Source organism: Prolixibacteraceae bacterium, from assembly GCA_019720755.1.
Lineage (GTDB): Bacteria > Bacteroidota > Bacteroidia > Bacteroidales > Prolixibacteraceae > Halosquirtibacter > Halosquirtibacter laminarini.
In genome coordinates this window covers 1534199-1555273 of record CP081303.1, presented here as the reverse complement: position 1 = coordinate 1555273, position 21075 = coordinate 1534199, and the positions used below count along the sequence as shown (strand labels likewise).

Annotated in this window: 12 protein-coding genes; 6 read left to right on the top strand and 6 right to left on the bottom strand. The window is 35.5% G+C overall.

Annotation, left to right across the window (positions count from 1 at the left end; all coding sequences use genetic code 11):
• Positions 1–104: 104 nt before the first annotated feature.
• The 3 genes from K4L44_06325 to K4L44_06315 form a co-directional block, all read right to left on the bottom strand.
• Positions 105–2588 carry an AMP-binding protein gene (locus K4L44_06325; protein ID QZE15445.1) on the bottom strand — a complete coding sequence of 828 codons (2484 nt, stop codon included), beginning with the start codon at positions 2586–2588 and terminating at the stop codon, positions 105–107.
• Positions 2589–2701: 113 nt separating this feature from the next.
• Entirely contained in the window at positions 2702–3346 is a 645-nt protein-coding gene (locus tag K4L44_06320) for a lysine exporter LysO family protein (protein ID QZE15444.1), read from the bottom strand.
• 97 nt (positions 3347–3443) lie between these two features.
• The gene (locus K4L44_06315; protein ID QZE15443.1) at positions 3444–3710 is read right to left on the bottom strand and encodes a lysine exporter LysO family protein; all 267 of its coding nucleotides are present in this window, start codon (positions 3708–3710) and stop codon (positions 3444–3446) included.
• A 193-nt stretch (positions 3711–3903) separates the two neighbouring features.
• On the opposite strand from K4L44_06315, the gene K4L44_06310 reads away from it, so the two are divergent.
• Together K4L44_06310 and K4L44_06305 are read left to right on the top strand one after the other, a co-directional pair.
• Positions 3904–5028, top strand: coding sequence for a DNA polymerase III subunit gamma/tau (locus K4L44_06310; GenBank protein ID QZE15442.1), 1125 nt, complete (start codon positions 3904–3906; stop codon positions 5026–5028).
• 20 nt (positions 5029–5048) lie between these two features.
• Positions 5049–5576 (top strand): hypothetical protein, encoded by a 528-nt coding sequence (locus K4L44_06305; GenBank protein ID QZE15441.1) that lies wholly within the window; start codon positions 5049–5051, stop codon positions 5574–5576.
• A 191-nt stretch (positions 5577–5767) separates the two neighbouring features.
• On the opposite strand, the gene K4L44_06300 is transcribed toward K4L44_06305, so the two are convergent.
• Both K4L44_06300 and K4L44_06295 read right to left on the bottom strand, forming a co-directional pair.
• Positions 5768–7408, bottom strand: coding sequence for a SusD/RagB family nutrient-binding outer membrane lipoprotein (locus K4L44_06300; GenBank protein QZE15440.1), 1641 nt, complete (start codon positions 7406–7408; stop codon positions 5768–5770).
• Between the two features lie 12 nt (positions 7409–7420).
• The gene (locus tag K4L44_06295) at positions 7421–10525 is read right to left on the bottom strand and encodes a SusC/RagA family TonB-linked outer membrane protein (GenBank protein ID QZE15439.1); all 3105 of its coding nucleotides are present in this window, start codon (positions 10523–10525) and stop codon (positions 7421–7423) included.
• 1102 nt (positions 10526–11627) lie between these two features.
• Here K4L44_06295 and K4L44_06290 point away from each other — a divergent pair.
• From K4L44_06290 to K4L44_06280, 3 genes are all read left to right on the top strand, one after another.
• Complete coding sequence (locus tag K4L44_06290; GenBank protein ID QZE15438.1) at positions 11628–13424, top strand: SIR2 family protein; 1797 nt, start codon at positions 11628–11630, stop codon at positions 13422–13424.
• 66 nt (positions 13425–13490) lie between these two features.
• The gene (locus tag K4L44_06285; GenBank protein ID QZE15437.1) at positions 13491–14609 is read left to right on the top strand and encodes an ISAs1 family transposase; all 1119 of its coding nucleotides are present in this window, start codon (positions 13491–13493) and stop codon (positions 14607–14609) included.
• Positions 14610–14654: 45 nt separating this feature from the next.
• Positions 14655–17216, top strand: coding sequence for a hypothetical protein (locus K4L44_06280; protein QZE15436.1), 2562 nt, complete (start codon positions 14655–14657; stop codon positions 17214–17216).
• A gap of 326 nt (positions 17217–17542) precedes the next feature.
• Here the strand turns inward: K4L44_06280 and K4L44_06275 are convergent, their stop codons facing one another.
• Positions 17543–19063: a PAS domain-containing protein gene (locus K4L44_06275; protein QZE15435.1), complete on the bottom strand. Its 1521-nt coding sequence runs from the start codon at positions 19061–19063 to the stop codon at positions 17543–17545.
• Between the two features lie 697 nt (positions 19064–19760).
• Here K4L44_06275 and eno point away from each other — a divergent pair.
• Positions 19761–21065 carry a phosphopyruvate hydratase gene (eno, locus tag K4L44_06270; protein QZE15434.1) on the top strand — a complete coding sequence of 435 codons (1305 nt, stop codon included), beginning with the start codon at positions 19761–19763 and terminating at the stop codon, positions 21063–21065.
• Positions 21066–21075 lie beyond the last annotated feature (10 nt).

Below are 21075 nucleotides of genomic sequence, written 5' to 3'. Positions count from 1 at the left end.
GAAAAGAAATAGGTCCTAAATTTACAAAAGCAACATGCATGCTGTATAGACAAAAAAAGGTAGTTACCAATGGCAACTACCTCAATGACTATATAGTAACAAAACTATTTCTTATCCACTTTCGAAGCAATTAGGTCTCTGACCTCCCTAGCAATCTGCTTTGGCTCTTTTTGCCCTGGATAATAGAGATCCATAAATTCTACATCTATTTTCTTAAAAGGCTTCAAGAATTTCGCTCCTCTTGGCATCGCTTCATAAGCACCACTAATTGCAACTGGTAGAATTGGAATATTTAGTTCTCTACTTAGAATTGCAAATGTCTGTTTAAAAGTCCCTACATTTCCATCATGTGTACGAGTCCCTTCAGGAAATACAATCAGCTTCTTCCCTTGACGCAAAACTTCTGCCATCTTTTGAATAGACTCTTTTAAGTCCTTATGCAAATCCATCACAATCACATTATTGCGATCTGCCAGACCACGTAAAAAACGGTTATTGATATGCTCCTTCTTTGCATAAAAATAGGTGTCATTCATCGTTTTACTATGAATGTATGAAGTCACAAGCAAACCATCAATAAAACTTTGATGATTCGGTGCAATAATACAAGCACCCTCAGGCATTACATCTCTATTAATTCCCTTCAATCGAAAGTAAAACTTAAAGAACAGTTTAGATATCAGACGAATCCAATTGGTTGTTGGCCAAGTACGAGGAAGCGTGACATTCACTCGCTCTTTTAATGTTTGACTCCAATTAATATTTTCAACTTTATGAAATAACTTATTCTCTTTGATATGATCGACCATTTTTGAAATAGATGGAAATTTCAATAGACGATCTTCATCAATCTTCACACCAAAGTTCTTCTCTATAAAATCAATCAAATTGAGCTTTGCTAATGAATCTAAGGCAATATCAAATTCAATATGATGTTCAGGCTGCACCTCCATATCCACCTGCGCTTCAATAAACTCTTTCACTGCCTCGTACTCCTTCGACATAGCAGCCTCTTTATTTGACGAATTTTTAGAAATTTTTGGTGACTCAACAGCAGCAAGAAACTCCTCTAACTTAAAACGTTGAATCTTACTCAAACGAGTTCGAGGAAGTTCCTTATTTACAATTGTAAACTTCACAATACGTTTATAAGAAGCAACCGAATCATTATATTTAGAAAATACCTCCTCTTTAAAGTAGGTATCTAGATCCTTTATCCCATTCTTACTTAGAAAGTTATAATCAGGAACCACGATAGCATGCAACTGATCTTGATAAAGGGTAACACCACTCTCTTTGACCCCTTCCGAAATCAGGTCTAACTTCGACTCCAACTCAACAGGATTTATATTCTTTCCATTCGGTGTCACAATAATCTCTTTCTTCCTTCCAGTGATGAAGAGATAACCTTTATCATCTAAATGTCCAATATCTCCAGTATACAACCAACCATCTTTTAAAACGTCAGCAGTCTCTTCTGGACGATTAAAATAACCTTTCATCACATTTCGACCTTTGGCCATAATTTCGCCATTTTTAAAGTCGATCTCAACGCCCTGCAATGCTTGACCTGGACTACCAATCACAATAGAACCAGGACGAGTAAATGTGATCATCGGTGCAGCTTCAGTCATTCCATATCCTTCTAGAATCTCGAATCCCATTGTTCTCCAGAAATCACAAACTTCACTAGAAAGAGCAGCTCCACCTGCGATCAAATAGGTAAGATGTCCACCTAGATTCGTATGAACTTTTTTAAACACCTTTTTTGAGAAAGACTTAGAGCCTATTTTAGATGCAATACGATACAAGAACATGGCAATTTTGGACTTCTCCATCTTTCCCATAATTCCTTTATACATGATCTCATACAAACGTGGAACTCCAATAATAAGATTTACTTGGTTGTTCTTAAGAGTTTCCATCATATCGTTTGGTTGCATAGATGGAGCAACAATGATTGTCCCTCCCGAAGCTAATGGAATCAACATCGAACCACCTAATGGGAATATGTGGTGAAGAGGAAGAAGTAACAAGGTTTGCATATCCTCTTTATAAATCACAACTCCTTCTGTTACACCCCAAACGTTGGCTTCCAAGTTAGTATAACTCAACATCACTCCCTTTGGTGAACCTGTAGTACCTGAAGTATAGATAATAACAGCCGTATCATCCTCACGATCTGGTTCTATCCAATCGTCACGGTCAGAGACTCTTGTTTCAATATCTAACTCATCAAAAACAATCACTCTTGGAGTATAATCCGTCTTAGCGATAGACTCCAAGAGTGCCGCCTTCATTTCACTACTTGTAAAAACCACTTCTGGTCTACAATCGTCCAAAACATATGCTACATCACTAGGTGTAGACATAAAATCGATAGGCACAGCTGTAGCTTGATTACGCCAAGAAGCGTAAAAAGCATAAATCCATTCTGGTCTATTCTCCGAAAATATCCCAACTCTTTGAACCGTTTCCCCACTAAAGAGGTCAGCCATTCCATGAATATTCTTTAACATCTGGCGATACGATATCGTTTCATCTCTATAAACGATCGCATTACGCTCAAGATTATTTAATTTGATCATATCTTTTCCCTTCTTCAACTCTTTCGAAATGTGGAAATATTATCCACTTTTAGCCTGAACCTTTTTTTTACAGACAATGCAAATTTAAACATTGTTCAGTAAAACACTAAACACTACATGAACAAATGAGTCGAAAACTCTATAATAGATGGTAATATTGACAACGAAAAATAGACTAATACTGGTACTAAGAGTGTTAACACAATTCCATTGAAGACAGAAATTACAGCAACCTCTTTCCCCGAATAAGTCGTAATAATAGGAAGTGTCGTATCCATAGAAGTAGCTCCACCTGATGCAATCCCAGCAAAACGTCCAAAATATTTCACATAGAAAGGAACAAACACCAAGGTGGTCAACTCTCTAATGATGTTACTCAACAGAGCGACAGTTCCTAGTGCATCCCCTTTCGATTGGGTTATTAAGATAGACGAAAGACTATAATAACCTAATCCAGAACCCACTGCAGCCCCTTCATCTAACGAAACATGAGGCAACAATAAAGAGATCAAGGCAGCTCCCGTCACCGATCCCAAAGCAATTAATAGAGGTACGGCAAGAATCTTTAAATTCATCTTTTTTATTAAATCCCAAGAAGAGCTATCTGATCCCACCCCTACTCCTACAACAAAGAGAAGAAACATTAGAACATACTCACTCATATTATCCATAGGCAACCATGAGAGAAGAGATGGTGCAAAGTACCCAATAATCCCTCCTACTGCAAAAAAACACAATATAATTATACTTCCTTTCATAACAACTTTATCTTAACGGCAGACGTTTGACACAACAATTCGCCTACCCCCTTAACAATCAACTGTTTTACAAACATAAATCACTCATTCACATTCTTTAAGGAAAGAATCGCTTTTCAACAAATCTCACACATAATATACTACCGAAAACAGCACCTACAGTAAGAATAAAAGCATCCCATCCGAGAGAAGGTAGATTCGTAATGATATTTTTATCAGATCCTACTCCTACTCCCAAAACAAATAGCAACAGATAAATAGCGAGAGTCGTTAGAATGTTGTTGGCACGAATTACTACGCTTTTTTTGCGTAAAAAATGGCCTAGCACGATGCCTACGACCATGATAAAGATTAATAATAACATTTGGGTTATTTATTTAATAGATTTTAAACAATTTGGACTACTCCAAAAGTAAACATTTAAAAGATGACTACAAGACTACGATACAACAACCTCATCTCATTTCTCCTTTTTTTAAAAATTCATCCCATTGGTTGATGAAAATTCCTATCTTTGACACATACAAAAACAGAATAGGTACAGTATTAAAAGATATATGGAAAACTTTATTGTTTCTGCACGAAAATATAGGCCGGGAACCTTCGCTTCTGTCGTTGGTCAAGAAGCCATCACCAACACACTTAAAAATGCTATTAAGCTAAATCATTTGGCACACGCTTATCTTTTCTGTGGCCCTCGTGGTGTTGGAAAAACAACTTGTGCCCGTCTTTTTGCGAAAACAATCAACTGCCAAAATATCACAGAAGATTTTGAACCTTGTGGAGAGTGTGAAAGTTGTACCTCATTTTCAGAAAATCGCTCCTATAATATTCATGAATTAGACGCGGCTTCCAACAACTCAGTAGAGGATATTCGCACCTTAAATGAACAAGTACGTATTCCGCCTCAAATTGGAAAATATAGCGTATATATCATTGATGAGGTTCACATGCTTTCTCAAAGTGCCTTCAATGCCTTTCTTAAAACATTGGAAGAACCACCAGCTCATGCCATTTTTGTATTAGCAACTACAGAAAAGCACAAAATATTAGCCACCATTCTCTCTCGTTGTCAAATATTTGATTTCAACAGAATGGATATTCCTAATATCGAGAACCATTTAATGCATATTGCGGAGTTAGAATCAATCTCATTAGAAGAGGATGCAGCCAATATTATCGCTCAAAAAGCAGATGGTGCCATGCGTGATGCACTCTCAATTTTTGACCAAGTAGTAAGTTTTTGTGGTAAAGAGGTTACCTATGAGAAAGTACTTGACAATCTAAATGTTCTTGACTACGACTACTACTTCAAAATCGTAGATCTCTTCTTAAAAGGAGACTATTTGAACACCATGTTACTCTTCAATGAGATTCTTTCTAAAGGGTTCGAAGGACAACACTTCTTAGGCGGATTAGCTCGTCACTTTAGAGATTTGATGGTATCAAGCGATCAAGTGACCATCAAATTATTAGAGGTAAGCAATAAAACAAAAGAACAATATAAAGCACAAGCAAAATTATGTTCTCAACCTTTTCTTATCGAAGGATTGCGAATTGTATCAGAATCCGATTTTCAATATAAAAACTCGACAAACAAACGTCTTCATATTGAATTAGCTCTGATAAAATTGGCTCAATTAGATGCCAAACTAAAAAAAAAAGCGATGATGAAACGCTAGAGGATATAGAACTAGATAGTTTGGATTCGATGTTTTCAAATGTGATTGCCGATTCAATCAATTCGAAAACATCGGAAACACCCAAACAAGATCCTCCTTCACAAAAAACGATCCGTAAAACTGTTCGAATAACTGGAACACCCCCAATAACGGAGGTAAAAGAGAAGCAACAAGGATACAAAAACGACACATCTCACACCATTACCCAACACACACCCAACTCTATATTGGTTCTTTGGAATGAGATCATGATGAAACTAAAAGAGCCAACGGATCTCGTATTCTTCCAACAACACAAACCTATTTTACTACCCGACGATCAGATCAAGTTAGAGATCAATCCGGCACAAAAAGATATTGCGGAGAGTCTATTGGAAAGAATTGAGAAATACTATACGATCCGAACCAAAATCAACACCAAACTAATCATCGAAATATCCGAAGGATCTCGAAAAGAGCAAGAGCAACAAAAAATACTGAATGATTTTGTCAAAGAGAATGGAAATATCCAAGAGCTTATTCAAGATCTACAACTACACTTTGATTAAGGAAAATTAGTTTTGACATAGGCTTACTACAGCACTATCGTATAGACATAGTGATCCCATGAAATTCCACGAACGACACACAATTGAAATCATAAAAGTTTTTACTTGAATCATGATATTTAATAGAAAGAGGATGCCTAAAACAGGACATCCTCTTTTTTCTATTTAGATCAATATATTCTCAACAAAAATTAATTGAATTTATTACTTCCAGTATCCCACCAAAGGCGTGTTCCAGCATTGTCTTTACCACTCGAAAGATATTGATATGCTTTTTTCACTTCAGCAATATTGTCTTTCACCTCTCCTTTTGGAAATGGCAACCTACGTATCTTTATTTTGCTATCAACCTGTCCATTTTCGATGGCATAACTATCATTGGTCTTTATCACATGAAGCTTAGGATAACCTGTTCTTCTGAATTCACTCCATGACTCTTGTCCATTAGGAAAGTTCGCAATCCACTTTTGGGTAATAATTTTCTCTAACTTCTCCTCTTTCGACAAAGATTCATCCCATTTAATAGAGACATGCGAAGCTGCAACAATATTATTCTCTTGATTAATTGGATCGACATAATCAGAAGGGTGAGATGTTTCATCATTAAGATATGTCCCAACTTTCGAGATCTCTACCCCCCATTGTTTCATAGACACCTCAACCCCTTCTTTATATAGGGCCTCAGCTGTTCCATTCATATTAAAACCTTTTAATGCTCCTTCGGCTCTTAAGAAATAAATCTCAGCAGGAACTATAAAATAGATTGGTGTCATCTTCTCCTGTGACTCTTGCCAAGGTTTACCTAAAGTAGAAAAACCTGTTCTCAGCCCCTTATTCACTAGACGAACCCCATTTCTTATTCCCTGAAATCGCACCGCTTCACCTGTACTTAGCGTATAGTTTGTTCCCAAAGCCTTTGCTTTAGCATCTTCTGTTGGAGTAAAATATTTTTCCAATCGTGGATCTTTAAGCCCCACCAATATCGATTCCATATTGGCCCCTAATTTGGCATCGTGCCAAACATTAGAGATCGTATACAAGGGATTCGAACTTGTTACATCCAACATACCAACAACACCATCCGTTTCGTTTAACACCCCATTTGCAACTGCTTTTTCAGCTTCCATTTTCGCTCTAGCATAATCTACATTAGAGATACGAATTGCAAGTCGTAATCGCAAACTATTCCCTAATCTTCTCCATTTAGAATAGTCTCCTCCCAACATATAATCATACTTCTTAAAAGCACTCTTTGCTGGATTCTTTGCAATAACCTCTTTTAAAAACTTATCTGCCTCAGCAAGGTCCTTAAAAAAAGAGTCATAAACCTCTTTTTGAGAATCATATGGTGCATAAGTATCATACACTCCATACGAGCTATAAGGTATTGGACCATAGCTATCAGTCACCTCATGCATTCCCAACACTCGAAGTATCTTTGCAATAGCAATAAAATCCTTACTACGCTCATCCGACAACTTTAGTATCTGCGAAATAGGTTTCATAATACCTGTCATTCTATACTTATATGGAGTTTCGTTCCATCCATCCATCAAACTATAGGTCGAATTATTGTGATCATTCTCATAAGGATTTGGAGAGGTCATATACCCACAATACAGGTCCCCATTCAAATTCTGTTGAATCTGATACATATAATGCAGTTCCTGTTTAATACTTTTTTGTACGGTTCCAAAAAGAGGTCCAGTGGAAATATCTTCTACTTTGTAAGGATCCTTGTTCATCTCTTCAAAATCATTGGTACAGGATGTTGATAGAAATACTAGTACAAAGAATAATGTATATATATTTTTTGATAGTTTCGTTTTCATAATATTGACGGATTAGAATTTAACATTAATTGTAAAGCCCACATTTCTTGTTGTTGGCAATCCAAAATGGTCCGTATTAAGTTGAAAATTTCCCTTCGATGAGGTTGCAATACTTGGATCATATGGTGCATCTAAATAGAAAAAGAAGAGATTTCTTCCTATCAAAGAGACATCCAACCCTTTAATAGGGGCATTCTTTCCAAATAGTGATCCAAAGCTATAAGTTAATGAAGCCTCCTGAAGTTTGACATTCGTGGCATCATAAAGAAACTCCCCAACAGGTGCTATAGCGTAGTAGTCTTCAGCTGAAATAGTTGCTTGTTTCGATGTGAAATTTTTCTCATCGCTAGAGACTAATCCATCAACCACAAAACCTCCATCACGACGCATCTCGGCAGTCTCTTCTGTCAATCCACTTTTCGACAGTTGATGTTGCGTTACAGACAACACTTTGCCTCCAACACTTGCATTAATAAGGAATGACAAACTAAGGTTCTTGTATCTCATCGTATTACTCCAACCCATTGTAAAGTTTGGGTTGATATCACCGATATACTCCTCATCACCACTCACCACCAAAGAGTATCCTTTACTTAAATCATCCTTATCTTTAGGAGATAGAAGATATTTACCATCTCTCTTTTTGAAAACCTTGGAATATAGTTTTCCGATTGGCTCCCCCTCCTTGGCATAGATAGAACTTTGATATCCTCTAAATCTAAAGCCATTTTCTTGATAATTCTCAGGAAGACTAATCACCTTATTCTGATTTTTCGTAAAATTCAACGAAGTGTTCCACTCCATATTTTCATTTCGAACAGGAACCACATTCAATGTTAGCTCAATTCCTTTATTCTCAACATCTCCAGCATTAATATAGTAGGTCGAATAACCCGATGCAAGGACAGCCTCCTGCTTGAAGAATTGATTCTTCGTATTGGCTACATAATAACATGCATCCAAAGAGATCCTATTATTAAGTGCCCTCAAATCAAGACCAATCTCTTTTGATGTCGTAATCTCTGGCTTCAATTGATAGAATGGTTTTGCATCATTAAGCGTGATATTTCCGTTTCTATCCACCGTATGTCTCCCTTGAGATGCAACATACAGAGGTACTGAGTTACCAACTTTTGTCCACGAAGCTCTCACCTTACCAAAATCGATCAAACCCAAGAGTTTTTCGTCAGAGAGTTTAGAGAAGATAAAACTACCCCCCAAAGATGGATATTGAAAATCATAATTATCTACAGGAAGCGTAGAACTCCAATCTTTACGATAAGTTGCATCCAAATAGATCATGTCGTTATAGCCAATATTTACTGAACCAAAAACAGACTGCACCTGTGAATGCTCTTTACGTTCTGTTGTACTTCCACCATTTTCTAACGAGGAAGGAGAAAACACATTTGGAAGAGATGGATAACCATTCACTTCCATTACCTCATGTTTTATATCTTCGATACTAGATCCTAAGGTAATATCAAATTGAAATTGGTCATACGTTTTATTTATCAATAACAACACATCTCCATAAGATTCTAAATGATCAATTTTATTCGAAGAATATCTACCATTTTGTTTTGCTAGAGTCTCCATCGTTCCAGCCTGCGCCTTAAATGAGCGATCCTCTACAGTGTTATCGAAATTCGCTCGAGCTTTTAATGTAGCCCATTTAGTCAATTCGAAAGAGGCATCCAAATTAACAATTGCTCTCTTCTTATTGGTCTCTTTATGTATATTATTTACGATCCAATAAGGGTTATCTGATTTTGATTTAAACGGCCAATTTTGATTATTAATTTTTCTCTCCTCATCCCAATATTCATACTTATCTCTATACTGGCTGAAGTCGACCCCTCTTGGAAATTTATATAAACCAAAAATAGGATTATAATATTCACCTGGAGAAGAAGGAGATTGTTCTAACTTTTGCTTTAATAGATTAACACGGGCCCCCACCTTCAACTTATCATTAAGATATTTAGAAGAGGTCTTCAACGTCAAATTATGTTTATTTAGTGTATTGCTAGGAACAATACCTTTCATATTTGAGTTGGCATAAGACAAATATGAAGTTCTCTTTTCACTACCCGAACTAAAAGAGACTCTATTGGTGTAAGATACACCAGTATCAAAAAAATCTTTCACATGGGTATCGGTAAAATCAGAAGCTTCGCCCCAATTGGCTCCTCCGAACTCCTCACCCTCTTTTGGCAGGTAGGAATTCTGAAACTTCATTAAATGGTTTACCTTATCAAATTGAACACTCGAACTAAAATTAATCGTCTCCACGCCATTTTTACCAGACTTGGTAGTTATCAAAATAACTCCATTTCCAGCTTTACTACCATAAAGAGCCGCAGCAGAAGCTCCTTTCAAAACATTTACACTCTCAATATCATCGGGATTAATAGAAGAGATTCCATCTCCTGTATCAACACCACCACCAAAACCATCGCCACCCTCTACTTGGCTAAATATTGGATTTGCCATCGGTACCCCATCAATCACATAAAGTGGTTGGTTGTTACCTACAATCGAAGTAACACCTCTTAAAATAACTTTAGAAGAGGACCCCAATCCAGAACCTGACGTGGTCACATTCAGACCAGAAGTACGTCCAGCTAAGGAAGTAATAAAATTCTTACTTGGAATTGCGGCCAAACTCTTACCATCGACCTTCTGTGTAGCATAAGTTAATGATTTCTCTTGCCTTTTAATTCCCAGGGCAGTAACGACCACTTCATCAACATACTCAAAAGCACTTTGTAGTGAAACTTTATAAAAATCTTTGTTGTTCACCACAATTTCTACTGGCTTCATCCCAATAAAGGAGACCATAAGTACAGCACCCTCTTTCACTTTTAAAACAAAAGTTCCCTCAGCATTCGATATCGCACCCGTTTGTGTTCCTTTGACTCCAATAGAAGCTCCAGCAATAGGCAAATTCTCTTTGTCATGAACAACTCCTTTAATAGTCTTTAGACCTTGATCTGTCTGTCCTATGACTGGAATAGTTCCCAATAAACTAAAGAATACGAAAATCCACTTTAAATAAAACCTTCTGATCAACCTTTCACGTTGATCAATTTCTACTTTTAAACGATTACACATAAGCTCATGGATTTAGTTAGTAAATAGTAACGTGCAATTTTAAATTGAATATCTAGTGTGCTATCAACTGACTTAAATGCGTATAGTCTTCGTCTCCACATACAAATCAATTTTACCCCAAAATAGACATTATTAATAAGTAAATAGAAACAATAATTTATGTTTAATATTATAACATTTATTGATAATAACATACAATATTCTTTATATATTGAGAGCCTATTTCACTTTTTAATCCATATTTTCACATAACCATGGATACATATTTTAACATTAGTGATTTTTTAAACAGCAAACATTGTGTCAATGGATAGGATACAACAAAATGACGTAGACTTCACAAAATACCCTAGAATAACTTAAACCAATATCTGGGACTTCTTTACAAACAGAGAGGTACAATCCAATAGATCTCGGCTTATTTAAATCATCAACAAATGCAATCTACACCTAACAATCAAGATATTAGAGATCTCTTCAACCCCACAATTAGGATAGCTATTCATCACAAGATATAATAGATAGAAACTAAAATACCACTCCAACTTGAAACATTTTAGTCCAAGCGAACCATCGACTCGGAAGAGATTACATGAATAAACCAGAGATAGAATATGGGGCGAGATATAGAAAGATAGAGGCAAACAATTATCTCTCTCCAGTAATTTATCTCCCAATCATTTTACCAAAATTCCAGCATCAAATTCACTTCTAGAGGAAATTTCCTCAATGATTCGAACACTTTTTATCATAGATACAGGGAAATAAACTTGCGTTTTGTTGTTCGAGGACCCTCTTTGCGCGAACACATTAGTTAAACACTCTAACTCACATGAGCACATACCCTCATCTGTTCTGGAGCCGAACAAACCACACACAGTTCTCCTTCCACTTACATTTGCTCCATTAGTATATGGGGATCTTTCAACGTTCATAAGAGGGTATTCTTCCAAGTTTACTCTAAATAGGCTGTGTAATATAATCTGATCTCATATTTATGGTGTTTTATTTTAACTATTTCATACATTTATTGTAAAATAAGATTGTGTGGATATGAATCAACACGATCTATTCTACTCTTTACAATAAAACAACACCCGTGATGACAGATAAAAACAAGACTCAAATAGATCCTCAATTGCAATCGTTAGATTCATTGAAAAGCGAACTTGCCAAAAGCAATATGTCTTTGTTGGTAGGCGCTGGATTTAGTAAAAACGTCGATCCAAAATTATTCCTTAATTGGAATGAACTGCTATATGATATGGTTTATGAGCTGTTCGAGGACGAAATACTAAAAGATTATAATCGAAATAAGTATCTCTTTCAAGATATAAAGCATGTACCTAAAGATTTTATGATTGAGCGTGCCTTACACTATCAAAAGAAGATCGGATTATTGGAGTTAGGGTCATTGTATATCCTAAAGAAAGGCTATCGTGAAGCCATAACAGATTATATTGAGAAAAGAGTCCCCTATGTATTTCAGAATGAAGATGATAATCTCACATATCATATAAATGGCAAAGAAAAAGAATTAAACAATGATTTATCGTTACATAAAGAACTATTAACGCTACCATGGAATAATATATACACAACAAACTATGATAATCTTCTTGAGGCATCCTTAGGTCTCTATAAAAATCCTGATAATAAAAATACATCAATTAAAAAGAAGAAAACAGATGATGATAGTTTAGTTGAAACCACTGAACAATTAAGAGATATTTTAGAAAAAAGTTTTTCTATAACGGACGAAAAATGTCTTTCTGTAACGGATAAAACATTTAAATATAACGAATATTCTAATAACACTACTCGTAAATATAAAATAGACGAGCTTATAGAAAAAATAGAAAAAGAAGATAATAATGGTGATTGTTCTGACGATATCGATAGCATCGTTCGTAAATCCAAAGACAAAATAGATAACCTATTAATCGAAATAAACAAAGAAGACAACTTTAACATTGATGATCTAATAGTAAAAACGCTATACTGTTTTTACCATTTGAATGATAAAAATCCCAATGATACGGTCAACAATAATAATGAGCAAGAAGAGAAGAAAAAAGGGAAAAAAGAATATGATAAATTACTTGATAATATTGACACCTATTTAAAGGGAAAAAAGAAAAAGAAGGAAAAAAAGGAAAAAAATATTTTAGATGATAAAAGAAGTGAGAAGAATGAGAAGAAATTTAATTTAGTAACAAAAGCAAGTGACCTTGTATTACAAAAGAATAAAAATATAGTCAAGTTGCATGGATCAATACGTAGCGATATAGAATCAGAATATTGTCTTGATAAGGATATTCATAAATGTTACGTAATTGCAAAAGAAGATTATGAGACCTATCCTAAAAAACATGAAGCCTTTACCCAATTAATGAGAATATCCCTACTTCAGGAATCATTTTGTCTAATTGGTTTTGCTGGCGAAGATCCAAATTTCTTAGAGTGGTTAAAATGGGTCAGAAGTATAGTAAAAGATAATTCAAAGAAAAAAAACAACACTGAAACATCAAAAATCTACTTCTTAAGTCTTGGTAATGAAATATCAAGAGAAAAGAGGATCTTATTTAAGAATCATAATATTGCATTGATTTCAATTCAAAACGAAGAGGTACAAAAAAGAATAGGTTACAATTCAGAAAAAAATAATATTTCAGAAATTTTCAGATGTTTATTTCTCTATTTGAAATCAAATTATGATTTAAGCAAGATCCATGTACGGGATTGGAAAGAAACTCAAAACAAATTAATCAATGAAAAAGGTTTCTTAATAAAAATCTCATTACAAGATTATAAAAGACTTTTTAGAATACCTAAGTTGTCTGACTTTTCGCTTGAAAACACCTACCGACACTATCTAGGATACAGGGCTTGTTCATGAATTATTTAAATGAGAAAAGGTCGACTATTCATATTATATTTGGATTTGTAAAAACAGATATAAATTATGGATAACGACCTTTCAAGTGCCGAAATTAGAAGATTTTATGAGAAATTACAAGTCAAATTGGTAGATAATAGGAGTCATGTAGGACTTAAGCACGAATTGGCTTTTGTTATCACTCTTTTTATTATCTCAATTCTGACAAGTTATGGTCATCTAAGTATGAATAAAATTCATCGCAATATGGTTCGTCATTACGAGAAACTATGTATCTGTTTGCATAAAGATATCGACAGTTGTATAAGTCGAGTTCAGTTAACAAGAATCCTATCTGAATTTGATTATGATTCCTTTTTGACAATTTGTGATGAAGTATACTCTTCTACAGAATGGATATCTATTGATGGGAAGGAACTTCGAGGAAGTATAGATTCTAAAAGCAATAAAAAGAGAGGGTTAAGTATTGTTTATTCTATTGGTCATAACACAAATATACAGCAGTTATTAGGCTTTTATGATGGAACAAAAGAGAGTGAAAAGAACATTGTTTATGATCATATTCTTGAGTTGCCAGAGAAGGCAAAGGTAACACTAGATGCAATGCATAATTCAGAAAATCTGTTGTCTAATATTCACCAAAATAGTCGATTCTATTTAACTCAAATAAAGTCCAATCAGCAGAAATTAAAGGATGACTTAGTACATACATCCAATCATATAAAAGTAGATGATGTGATGACAGAAATAGACAAGTCACATGGAAGAATAGACTCTAGGAAGTACGAAATATACCCAATAAATACAGAAATGTTAGATCCTAGATGGTGTAATAGTGGCATATGTAATATGATTAAAGTGACAAGAGAGAGTTATAATGTAAAGAGAGATAAAAGGAGTACAGAAACACGATATTATATCACAAATTATAATGGGAAAATCGATGAAATTGCTGGAGCTATTAGAGGTCATTGGAAAATAGAAATAATGAATCGTATTCGTGATGTTAATTTTGGAGAAGACAAATTAAAGTCTTTAGATCATGGATTGCAAAAATCGATATCCTCTATTATGTTATTTATATGCAGTAAGTTAATGGAAATAAATAGTTACAACAACTTAAATATTTTAAGAGAAGAACTTGTGCACAATACTGATAAAATACACGATGTCTTCGCTGCTTAAATTTCATGAACAAGCCCTGATCTAGGATATAAAAGGAGGAAGGAATTGCAAGGTTCTCAAGAAGAGAAGGATAAATACCTACAAGGGATGTTTATGGCAGTGCATGGAATCATGATGTCACCTCAGATATATTATGGAAGGGCATATAAAGATTTCTTATGTCTATTTCAAAATACGAGTACTAAAAACAAAGTCAAATTAGGATTTTTGATTTATAGAGATAGTCTACTTCAAACTTTTATTTTAGAGAATAATGAGTTTACCCAAACAGAGGAACAACTGGCGTTTAAGACCCTTGAACTAGACAAAACTGATTCACAAACTCTCAATATGAATGGGATCGTATTGAAAGGAGAACGCTATCAGTATTACCGTGCGTTAGAGTATGCTTTTCGTCTGGATTTCTCAAAATTAAAAGATACAATAGACCAATGGGGAACAATAGATCAATGGGATACAATAACGGAACCATATATTTTAAAGAAAGCCTCATTATGGGGACTTTTTGATCTCAACAAATCAGAGGTACGACTCTTCTTAAAAAATAGACTAGAACATAGTACGCATGAAAACATTCAAGAAAGAGTCTATATCCTGGAGTTATACAGATTCTTCTTACCTTTTAATGCAGATCAAAATGAAAGAGATAATATTAATGACGAGATCTTAACTCTAAAATCAGAGGGGCTACAATCGATATATGACAACCCGAACTATTTAATGAAGAAGTTGGATCAAGTTGGCCATACCCATACGAAAGTTCGATCCTATGGGAATGATCGCGATCGAATAACAATTTTTTCTTCTAGAAGTGGTTTCACACATGCTGGTTTAGGAGTGCAATATATTTTAACACTAATAGAATCTGGACTATTGGCTTCCTTCGGTAGTAACGAACAAAAAGTCTATCAATTACTTAAAGAGGTGATAGAAACATACCCTTTCCCTGTTCTTTTTTATATATTACAAAATCCAAATGAAGGCTTTCTATTACGTATGGCACAAGACTACTGTTTTGCTGATATTGGAGAAAAGGAGCGAAAAAGGATCATGACGAACCTCCTTCAAGCGATTCAAGATAAGAACACCCCTGATTTAATTCGCCAAAACATACTTATGTTTGTTTCTAAGTTTATCGAGGTGGTTCCACTAGACGTATATGAAGATCCTATTTCTAATATTCTGGTGAAAGGAGAGCATAACTTATACGAAAGAGCTGTAAGCCGAATCGGTAGACAGGAAAAAGCATTTGTTCGTTCTGTAATGCATTATATAGAAGATGAAGGGGTTATTGGAAGCTATATAGATCATTTGCTGGCTCTTTTTTTAGTTAAAAATCTTGATTCGTCGGATAGAACAAGGGTGATAAATCTTTTGTATGCTTTGGTGAATTCTGTGGATCTTGAACCATTAAGAGAAAAATTAGAGCTCACGAATAAGGATCTATTGGACAGTATTGATAAAAAATTAGATCCAATTGTACAAAGTGATGGAGAACAAAGACTACTTGTCATAGGAAATCTATATACGTTCTTATCTACCAATCAAATAGAGAAGGCAAAATCAGAAATAAAGAAGATTCAATTTTCGGAGGTTAAAAATACAGGTGTATGGCCACTTATCTTAGAATTTTCAGACAGTAAAGAAGCACGGGATAAAATAAAAGATGGTATTGTAGATAACAAAATGCTTTTTCATTCAGGATTAACAAAGAAGGATAAAGGATATGGATTCTCTTATGTAGATTTTATCCCAATTTCCTCGTTGACCTATCCAAAAGGAAAAAAATCTTTGCCGTTAAGATGGAACGAGGATCAGAAAAAGAAGATTTTAAAGAAGATTCAAGACGAATTTGAACTTGTTCATGATTTTTTGGGACAGGATATAAGATTTATGAATCACAACTCCATGTTTCCATTACTGATAGAGATGGTCACATTTTTGGAGCATGAGAAGAGGTATTTTGAATCTGGAAACTTGAAAGAAACATATGCAAAACTCTATCAAGAGGTTCGTTCAGAGATTGAGACCATTAATCCCTCATATTATTCGGAGGAAAAACTTGCCATTTATTTGTCAAGTGAAAATATTGAAGATTTTAGATTGGGATTAAATAGCCTCGATAGAAAAGTAAATCGAGAGCTATCTGTTTCAGGATTAAATGAGATGTTTCGTATTTTGATGGAGAAGATATTATATCCAGACGCGGTTACTTTTGAGGAAGCATTGCGATTTGTTGCTAGAACTTGGAGTTCGAATAATATAAGAAAAAAGCAGAAAGGGAGAAATCCTATGATAGTACGGATATTAAAAAAATATATGCCAAAGGATGCTTCTGACTTCAATGAGCTTTTAAAGGAAAAGGAGTATGATGTGGCATTTGCAATGAAATATTTAACGATGTTGGCACAATATTTATGGAAATTAGTTGAAGAGGATACTTCCAAAAATCCAAAAGAAAAGGAGGAAGTTGAGATTGGCAACTATATAATAGAGGGAATGAGTTCATCCGATATAGAGACTGTAAGAGAATGGATAAGGAAAGCACAGAGCTCAAGATTTGTGGAGGTACAAAACTTAGTAAAGAGTTGTAATACGGAACTGTAAAGAATCAGGATTTTTTAGGTGTACTGATATGAATAATAGATTAATGAACCCTTCGACAAGTGGTTCCTGAGCTTGTCGAAGGGCTCATGGACCACCTGTCGAAGCACATAAACCATCGATTCAATTCAAACAATAATAGATGGGCAAATCAATGTGTTCGTCCATCTATTATATGGATCACCAAACATGATAATCAAAAACCACAATAGTAGGGTTATCTCCTGTGGATACCCTAATATCCGAGAATCACATATAAATATAGGATGACTTTTATTCCCTCTTACCAAACAAATCATCTTCATAATGAAGTGATAGAAGTCTCTCCTTTACTTCTCTTCCAACACACGCTTCTCCAGTAAATCGATTAGCTTGTCAGTTTCGAAACCACCTCTACCTGCAATCATCTCAATGGTAGCAATATTGCCCATCGTATTGAAGACAACAGGATTGTCTAGCTTCTTATATTTTTCACTTAAAGAGATCAAATAAGACTTTAGGAATGGATACTTTTTAAGAAGTGGTGCAATAATCATCTCTTTGGTGATGATTCGATCTGTACTCCTTTCTGAATCATTTTTTTCTTTTGGCTTCGAATCCTCTTGCACTTCGTTCTTATTCCATGATAGAAGCTTTTGTGAGCCCTCTAAGCTACGAATATGGGTTGCATCTTGCATCATCTCTAATACGCCTCTAAAGTTCCCCTGGTCATCTCTTACAGCGTTGTAGATAATATAGATGAACTTATCTCCCATCTGTAACCAAAACTCTGCCTCATCTTGTCGTCCAGCCCTAAATTCTGCAATAATCTGCTCTACAGTCTCCACACTCTCTCTAGGGTGACAGTTTTGCACTTCTCGTCCAATAACCCCTGCACTACGAGGAAATACACGGTGTTTGGTATCGCTATAAAACTTTACAATATCATGCTCATCTACATAAGAGAGGTCTATCGGAAGATGTTTGAATATCAGATTAATCTGATTCAATGTAAGTTTTCCCATACTGACATCCATCTCCTCAGAACCAGAGACCTGTTTTGGCAACATCTCATGCTTTTTCAACACTCCAAACAGATCCGATAGAAGGTCACTCGAAACTTCTGGTTTATCTTCAGTTTGAATAACACGTACTGGAGCATCAATCAAGCAGTAGCCAATCTCATCATCTCCACTTTTCATCTTCTCAAACTCCTCTTCAGTGAGAAGCCTTGCCGCAGTAGGCAAAAGCACATCCTCCTCTTTCGACAAGATATCTCGTACCAATTCGATCACATGGGCTTGCTTCTCTAAAAAGAGCACATCTTTATCTGCACGCAACAGCCCAAATGCCTCTTTAATAGCATCCCGAACATTATTGTCAAAGGTCCACATAATTTTAGAGGGACGATCAAAGTCTTTTTGCTCTAAAATAGAGAATAGTTGGTTCTGTTTTCTACTGAAATGGGTGTTTATCTCAGAAAGTTTTTCATAGAGCTCTAACCATTGATTCTTCACAAACTTACGAGAGGCATGCTTCTCCATCTCGTCGGCTAAAGCATATAGTGCTTCGATCTCCAACTCATAACAACGAATAGGATGGCCCGATGGAAACTTACTTCGAGTAGGGTCTAAAACATCGCGAAACACATCGATGATATCATCCATCTCATCGGTCATCAACTCATCGGAAATCCCTTTCAAGGAGATCTGCTGTTCCGTATACGCGAACTCTTCTGGTTTAATCACATCAAAAGTACGAGACACCAATGCTTTTGCCTCCTCTTTAGTCAACTCCCCATCAAAAATTTGTCTTTTGATCTCTAAGATCTTAGAGATTTTATCCATATCTAGATCCATATACTCTTTCATATCACTTCCTCCTTATGGAAAGAACCAAACCACTACATGGCCTTGCTCTTCTATTTCAACATACATATTATTCCCATTCTCCTCTTATCTTTATGTTTTTATCAAGAGGTTCGAAACTGTAATCAAATGAAGCCCTTCTGGTTCATTTCACTCCAATACATCTTTTCAATACAGCACTCTAATAATCTGTATTGCCCTATTATCCTTTCAACTCAATTCACTAGATCTTAGGATATTTCATTTTATATTTACAAAATAAGCATAAAATAAAAGACGAAAACATCCCCAATTATAGGGATTCTTATACGTAGACAATATTAAAACTCAATATCCGAGTTATTCAAGGCAACACCATTCAAAAACGAAAAATAACACAAAGAAGAAATAATGCTATAAAACACATATTTAACATACTTATGTTTAAAAAATATTACAGTAATAGGCGAAAAAAGAGATAACAGAAGTAGGGAAACAAAAACTAAAATGTATATTTGTACTGTTTTGAAAAAAATGCACAAAACAAACAATGACTGTCGTACTATTATACAACATACCATGGTTTATTTTTTGCAGTAACTTCAAAACACTTATGGGAAAGTTTAAATCCCTTGAGGTCTTAAATATTAAACTTCAGTGATCTTCTTTTTTTAATAAAAAGAAAGCACTGATAACTGTTTAACATATAAACATAGTAAAGATGTTAATTGAAAAAGTAGTCGGAAGAGAAATCTTAGATTCTCGTGGTAACCCAACAATCGAAGTAGAAGTAACTCTAGAGAGCGGATGTAAAGGTCTTGCTGGTGTTCCTTCAGGAGCATCTACTGGTGAGAACGAAGCACTTGAATTGCGTGATGGTGATAAGAACCGTTACCTAGGAAAAGGTGTTTTGAAAGCAGTAGATAACGTAAATAACGTAATCGCAAAAGAGATCGTTGGAATGAGCGCTTTGAATCAAGTTGCTTTAGACGAGAAACTTCTAGCTATCGACGGAACAAAAACTAAGAGCAATCTTGGTGCAAACGCAATGTTGGGTGTTTCTTTGGCTGTAGCAAAAGCTGCTGCTGATTACCTAGAGATGCCTCTTTACCGTTACATTGGTGGAACAAACGCGAAGACTCTTCCTGTTCCAATGATGAACATCATCAATGGTGGATCTCACTCTGATGCTCCTATCGCATTCCAAGAGTTCATGATTCGTCCTATCGGGGCTCCTTCTTTCCGTGAAGGTCTTCGTATGGGTGCTGAGGTATTCCATTCATTGAAAAAAGTTCTTCATGCAAGAAACTTGTCTACTGCTGTTGGTGACGAAGGAGGATTCGCTCCTGCTCTTGACGGTACTGAAGATGCATTGAACTGTATCATCGAGGCTATCAAGAACGCTGGTTACAAGCCAGGTCGTGCTGAAGAAGGTGGTGACATCTCTATCGCTCTTGACTGTGCTGCTTCTGAGTTCTTCGTAGACGGAGAGTACAACTACGCTAAATTCGAAGGTGCTGAAGGTGCTCATCGTTCTCGTGAAGAGCAAGTTGATTTCCTTGCTAGTCTTGTTGAAAACTTCCCTATCGATTCTATCGAAGATGGTATGGACGAAGGAGATTGGGACGGATGGGTATTGTTGAATGCTAAACTAGGAGACAAAATCCAGTTGGTAGGAGACGATCTTTTCGTAACAAACGTAGAGTATCTACAAAAAGGTATCGAGCTTAGCGCTGCAAACTCTATCTTGATCAAAGTAAACCAAATTGGTACTTTGACTGAGACTTTGAATGCAATCGAAATGGCTCACCGTGCTGGTTACACTTCTGTAACTTCTCACCGTTCTGGTGAAACAGAAGATGCAACTATCGCTGATATCGCTGTTGCAACAAACTCAGGACAGATCAAAACAGGTTCTTTGAGCCGTTCTGACCGTATGGCTAAGTACAACCAACTTCTTCGTATCGAAGCTGAATTGGGTGCAAGCGCTGTTTACGGATACAAAAAAGTGAAAGTTCAGAAATAATTTTATTTCT

Bases quoted from the DNA above. Each gene is read 5' to 3' on its own strand.
- K4L44_06295 (QZE15439.1), bottom strand. From the start codon at position 10,525: ATGTGTAATCGTTTAAAAGTAGAAATTGATCAACGTGAAAGGTTGATC.
- K4L44_06325 (QZE15445.1), bottom strand. From the start codon at position 2,588: ATGATCAAATTAAATAATCTTGAGCGTAATGCGATCGTTTATAGAGAT.
- K4L44_06315 (QZE15443.1), bottom strand. From the start codon at position 3,710: ATGTTATTATTAATCTTTATCATGGTCGTAGGCATCGTGCTAGGCCAT.
- eno (QZE15434.1), top strand. From the start codon at position 19,761: ATGTTAATTGAAAAAGTAGTCGGAAGAGAAATCTTAGATTCTCGTGGT.
- K4L44_06290 (QZE15438.1), top strand. From the start codon at position 11,628: ATGACAGATAAAAACAAGACTCAAATAGATCCTCAATTGCAATCGTTA.
- K4L44_06310 (QZE15442.1), top strand. From the start codon at position 3,904: ATGGAAAACTTTATTGTTTCTGCACGAAAATATAGGCCGGGAACCTTC.
- K4L44_06320 (QZE15444.1), bottom strand. From the start codon at position 3,346: ATGAAAGGAAGTATAATTATATTGTGTTTTTTTGCAGTAGGAGGGATT.
- K4L44_06285 (QZE15437.1), top strand. From the start codon at position 13,491: ATGGATAACGACCTTTCAAGTGCCGAAATTAGAAGATTTTATGAGAAA.
- K4L44_06275 (QZE15435.1), bottom strand. From the start codon at position 19,063: ATGAAAGAGTATATGGATCTAGATATGGATAAAATCTCTAAGATCTTA.
- K4L44_06300 (QZE15440.1), bottom strand. From the start codon at position 7,408: ATGAAAACGAAACTATCAAAAAATATATATACATTATTCTTTGTACTA.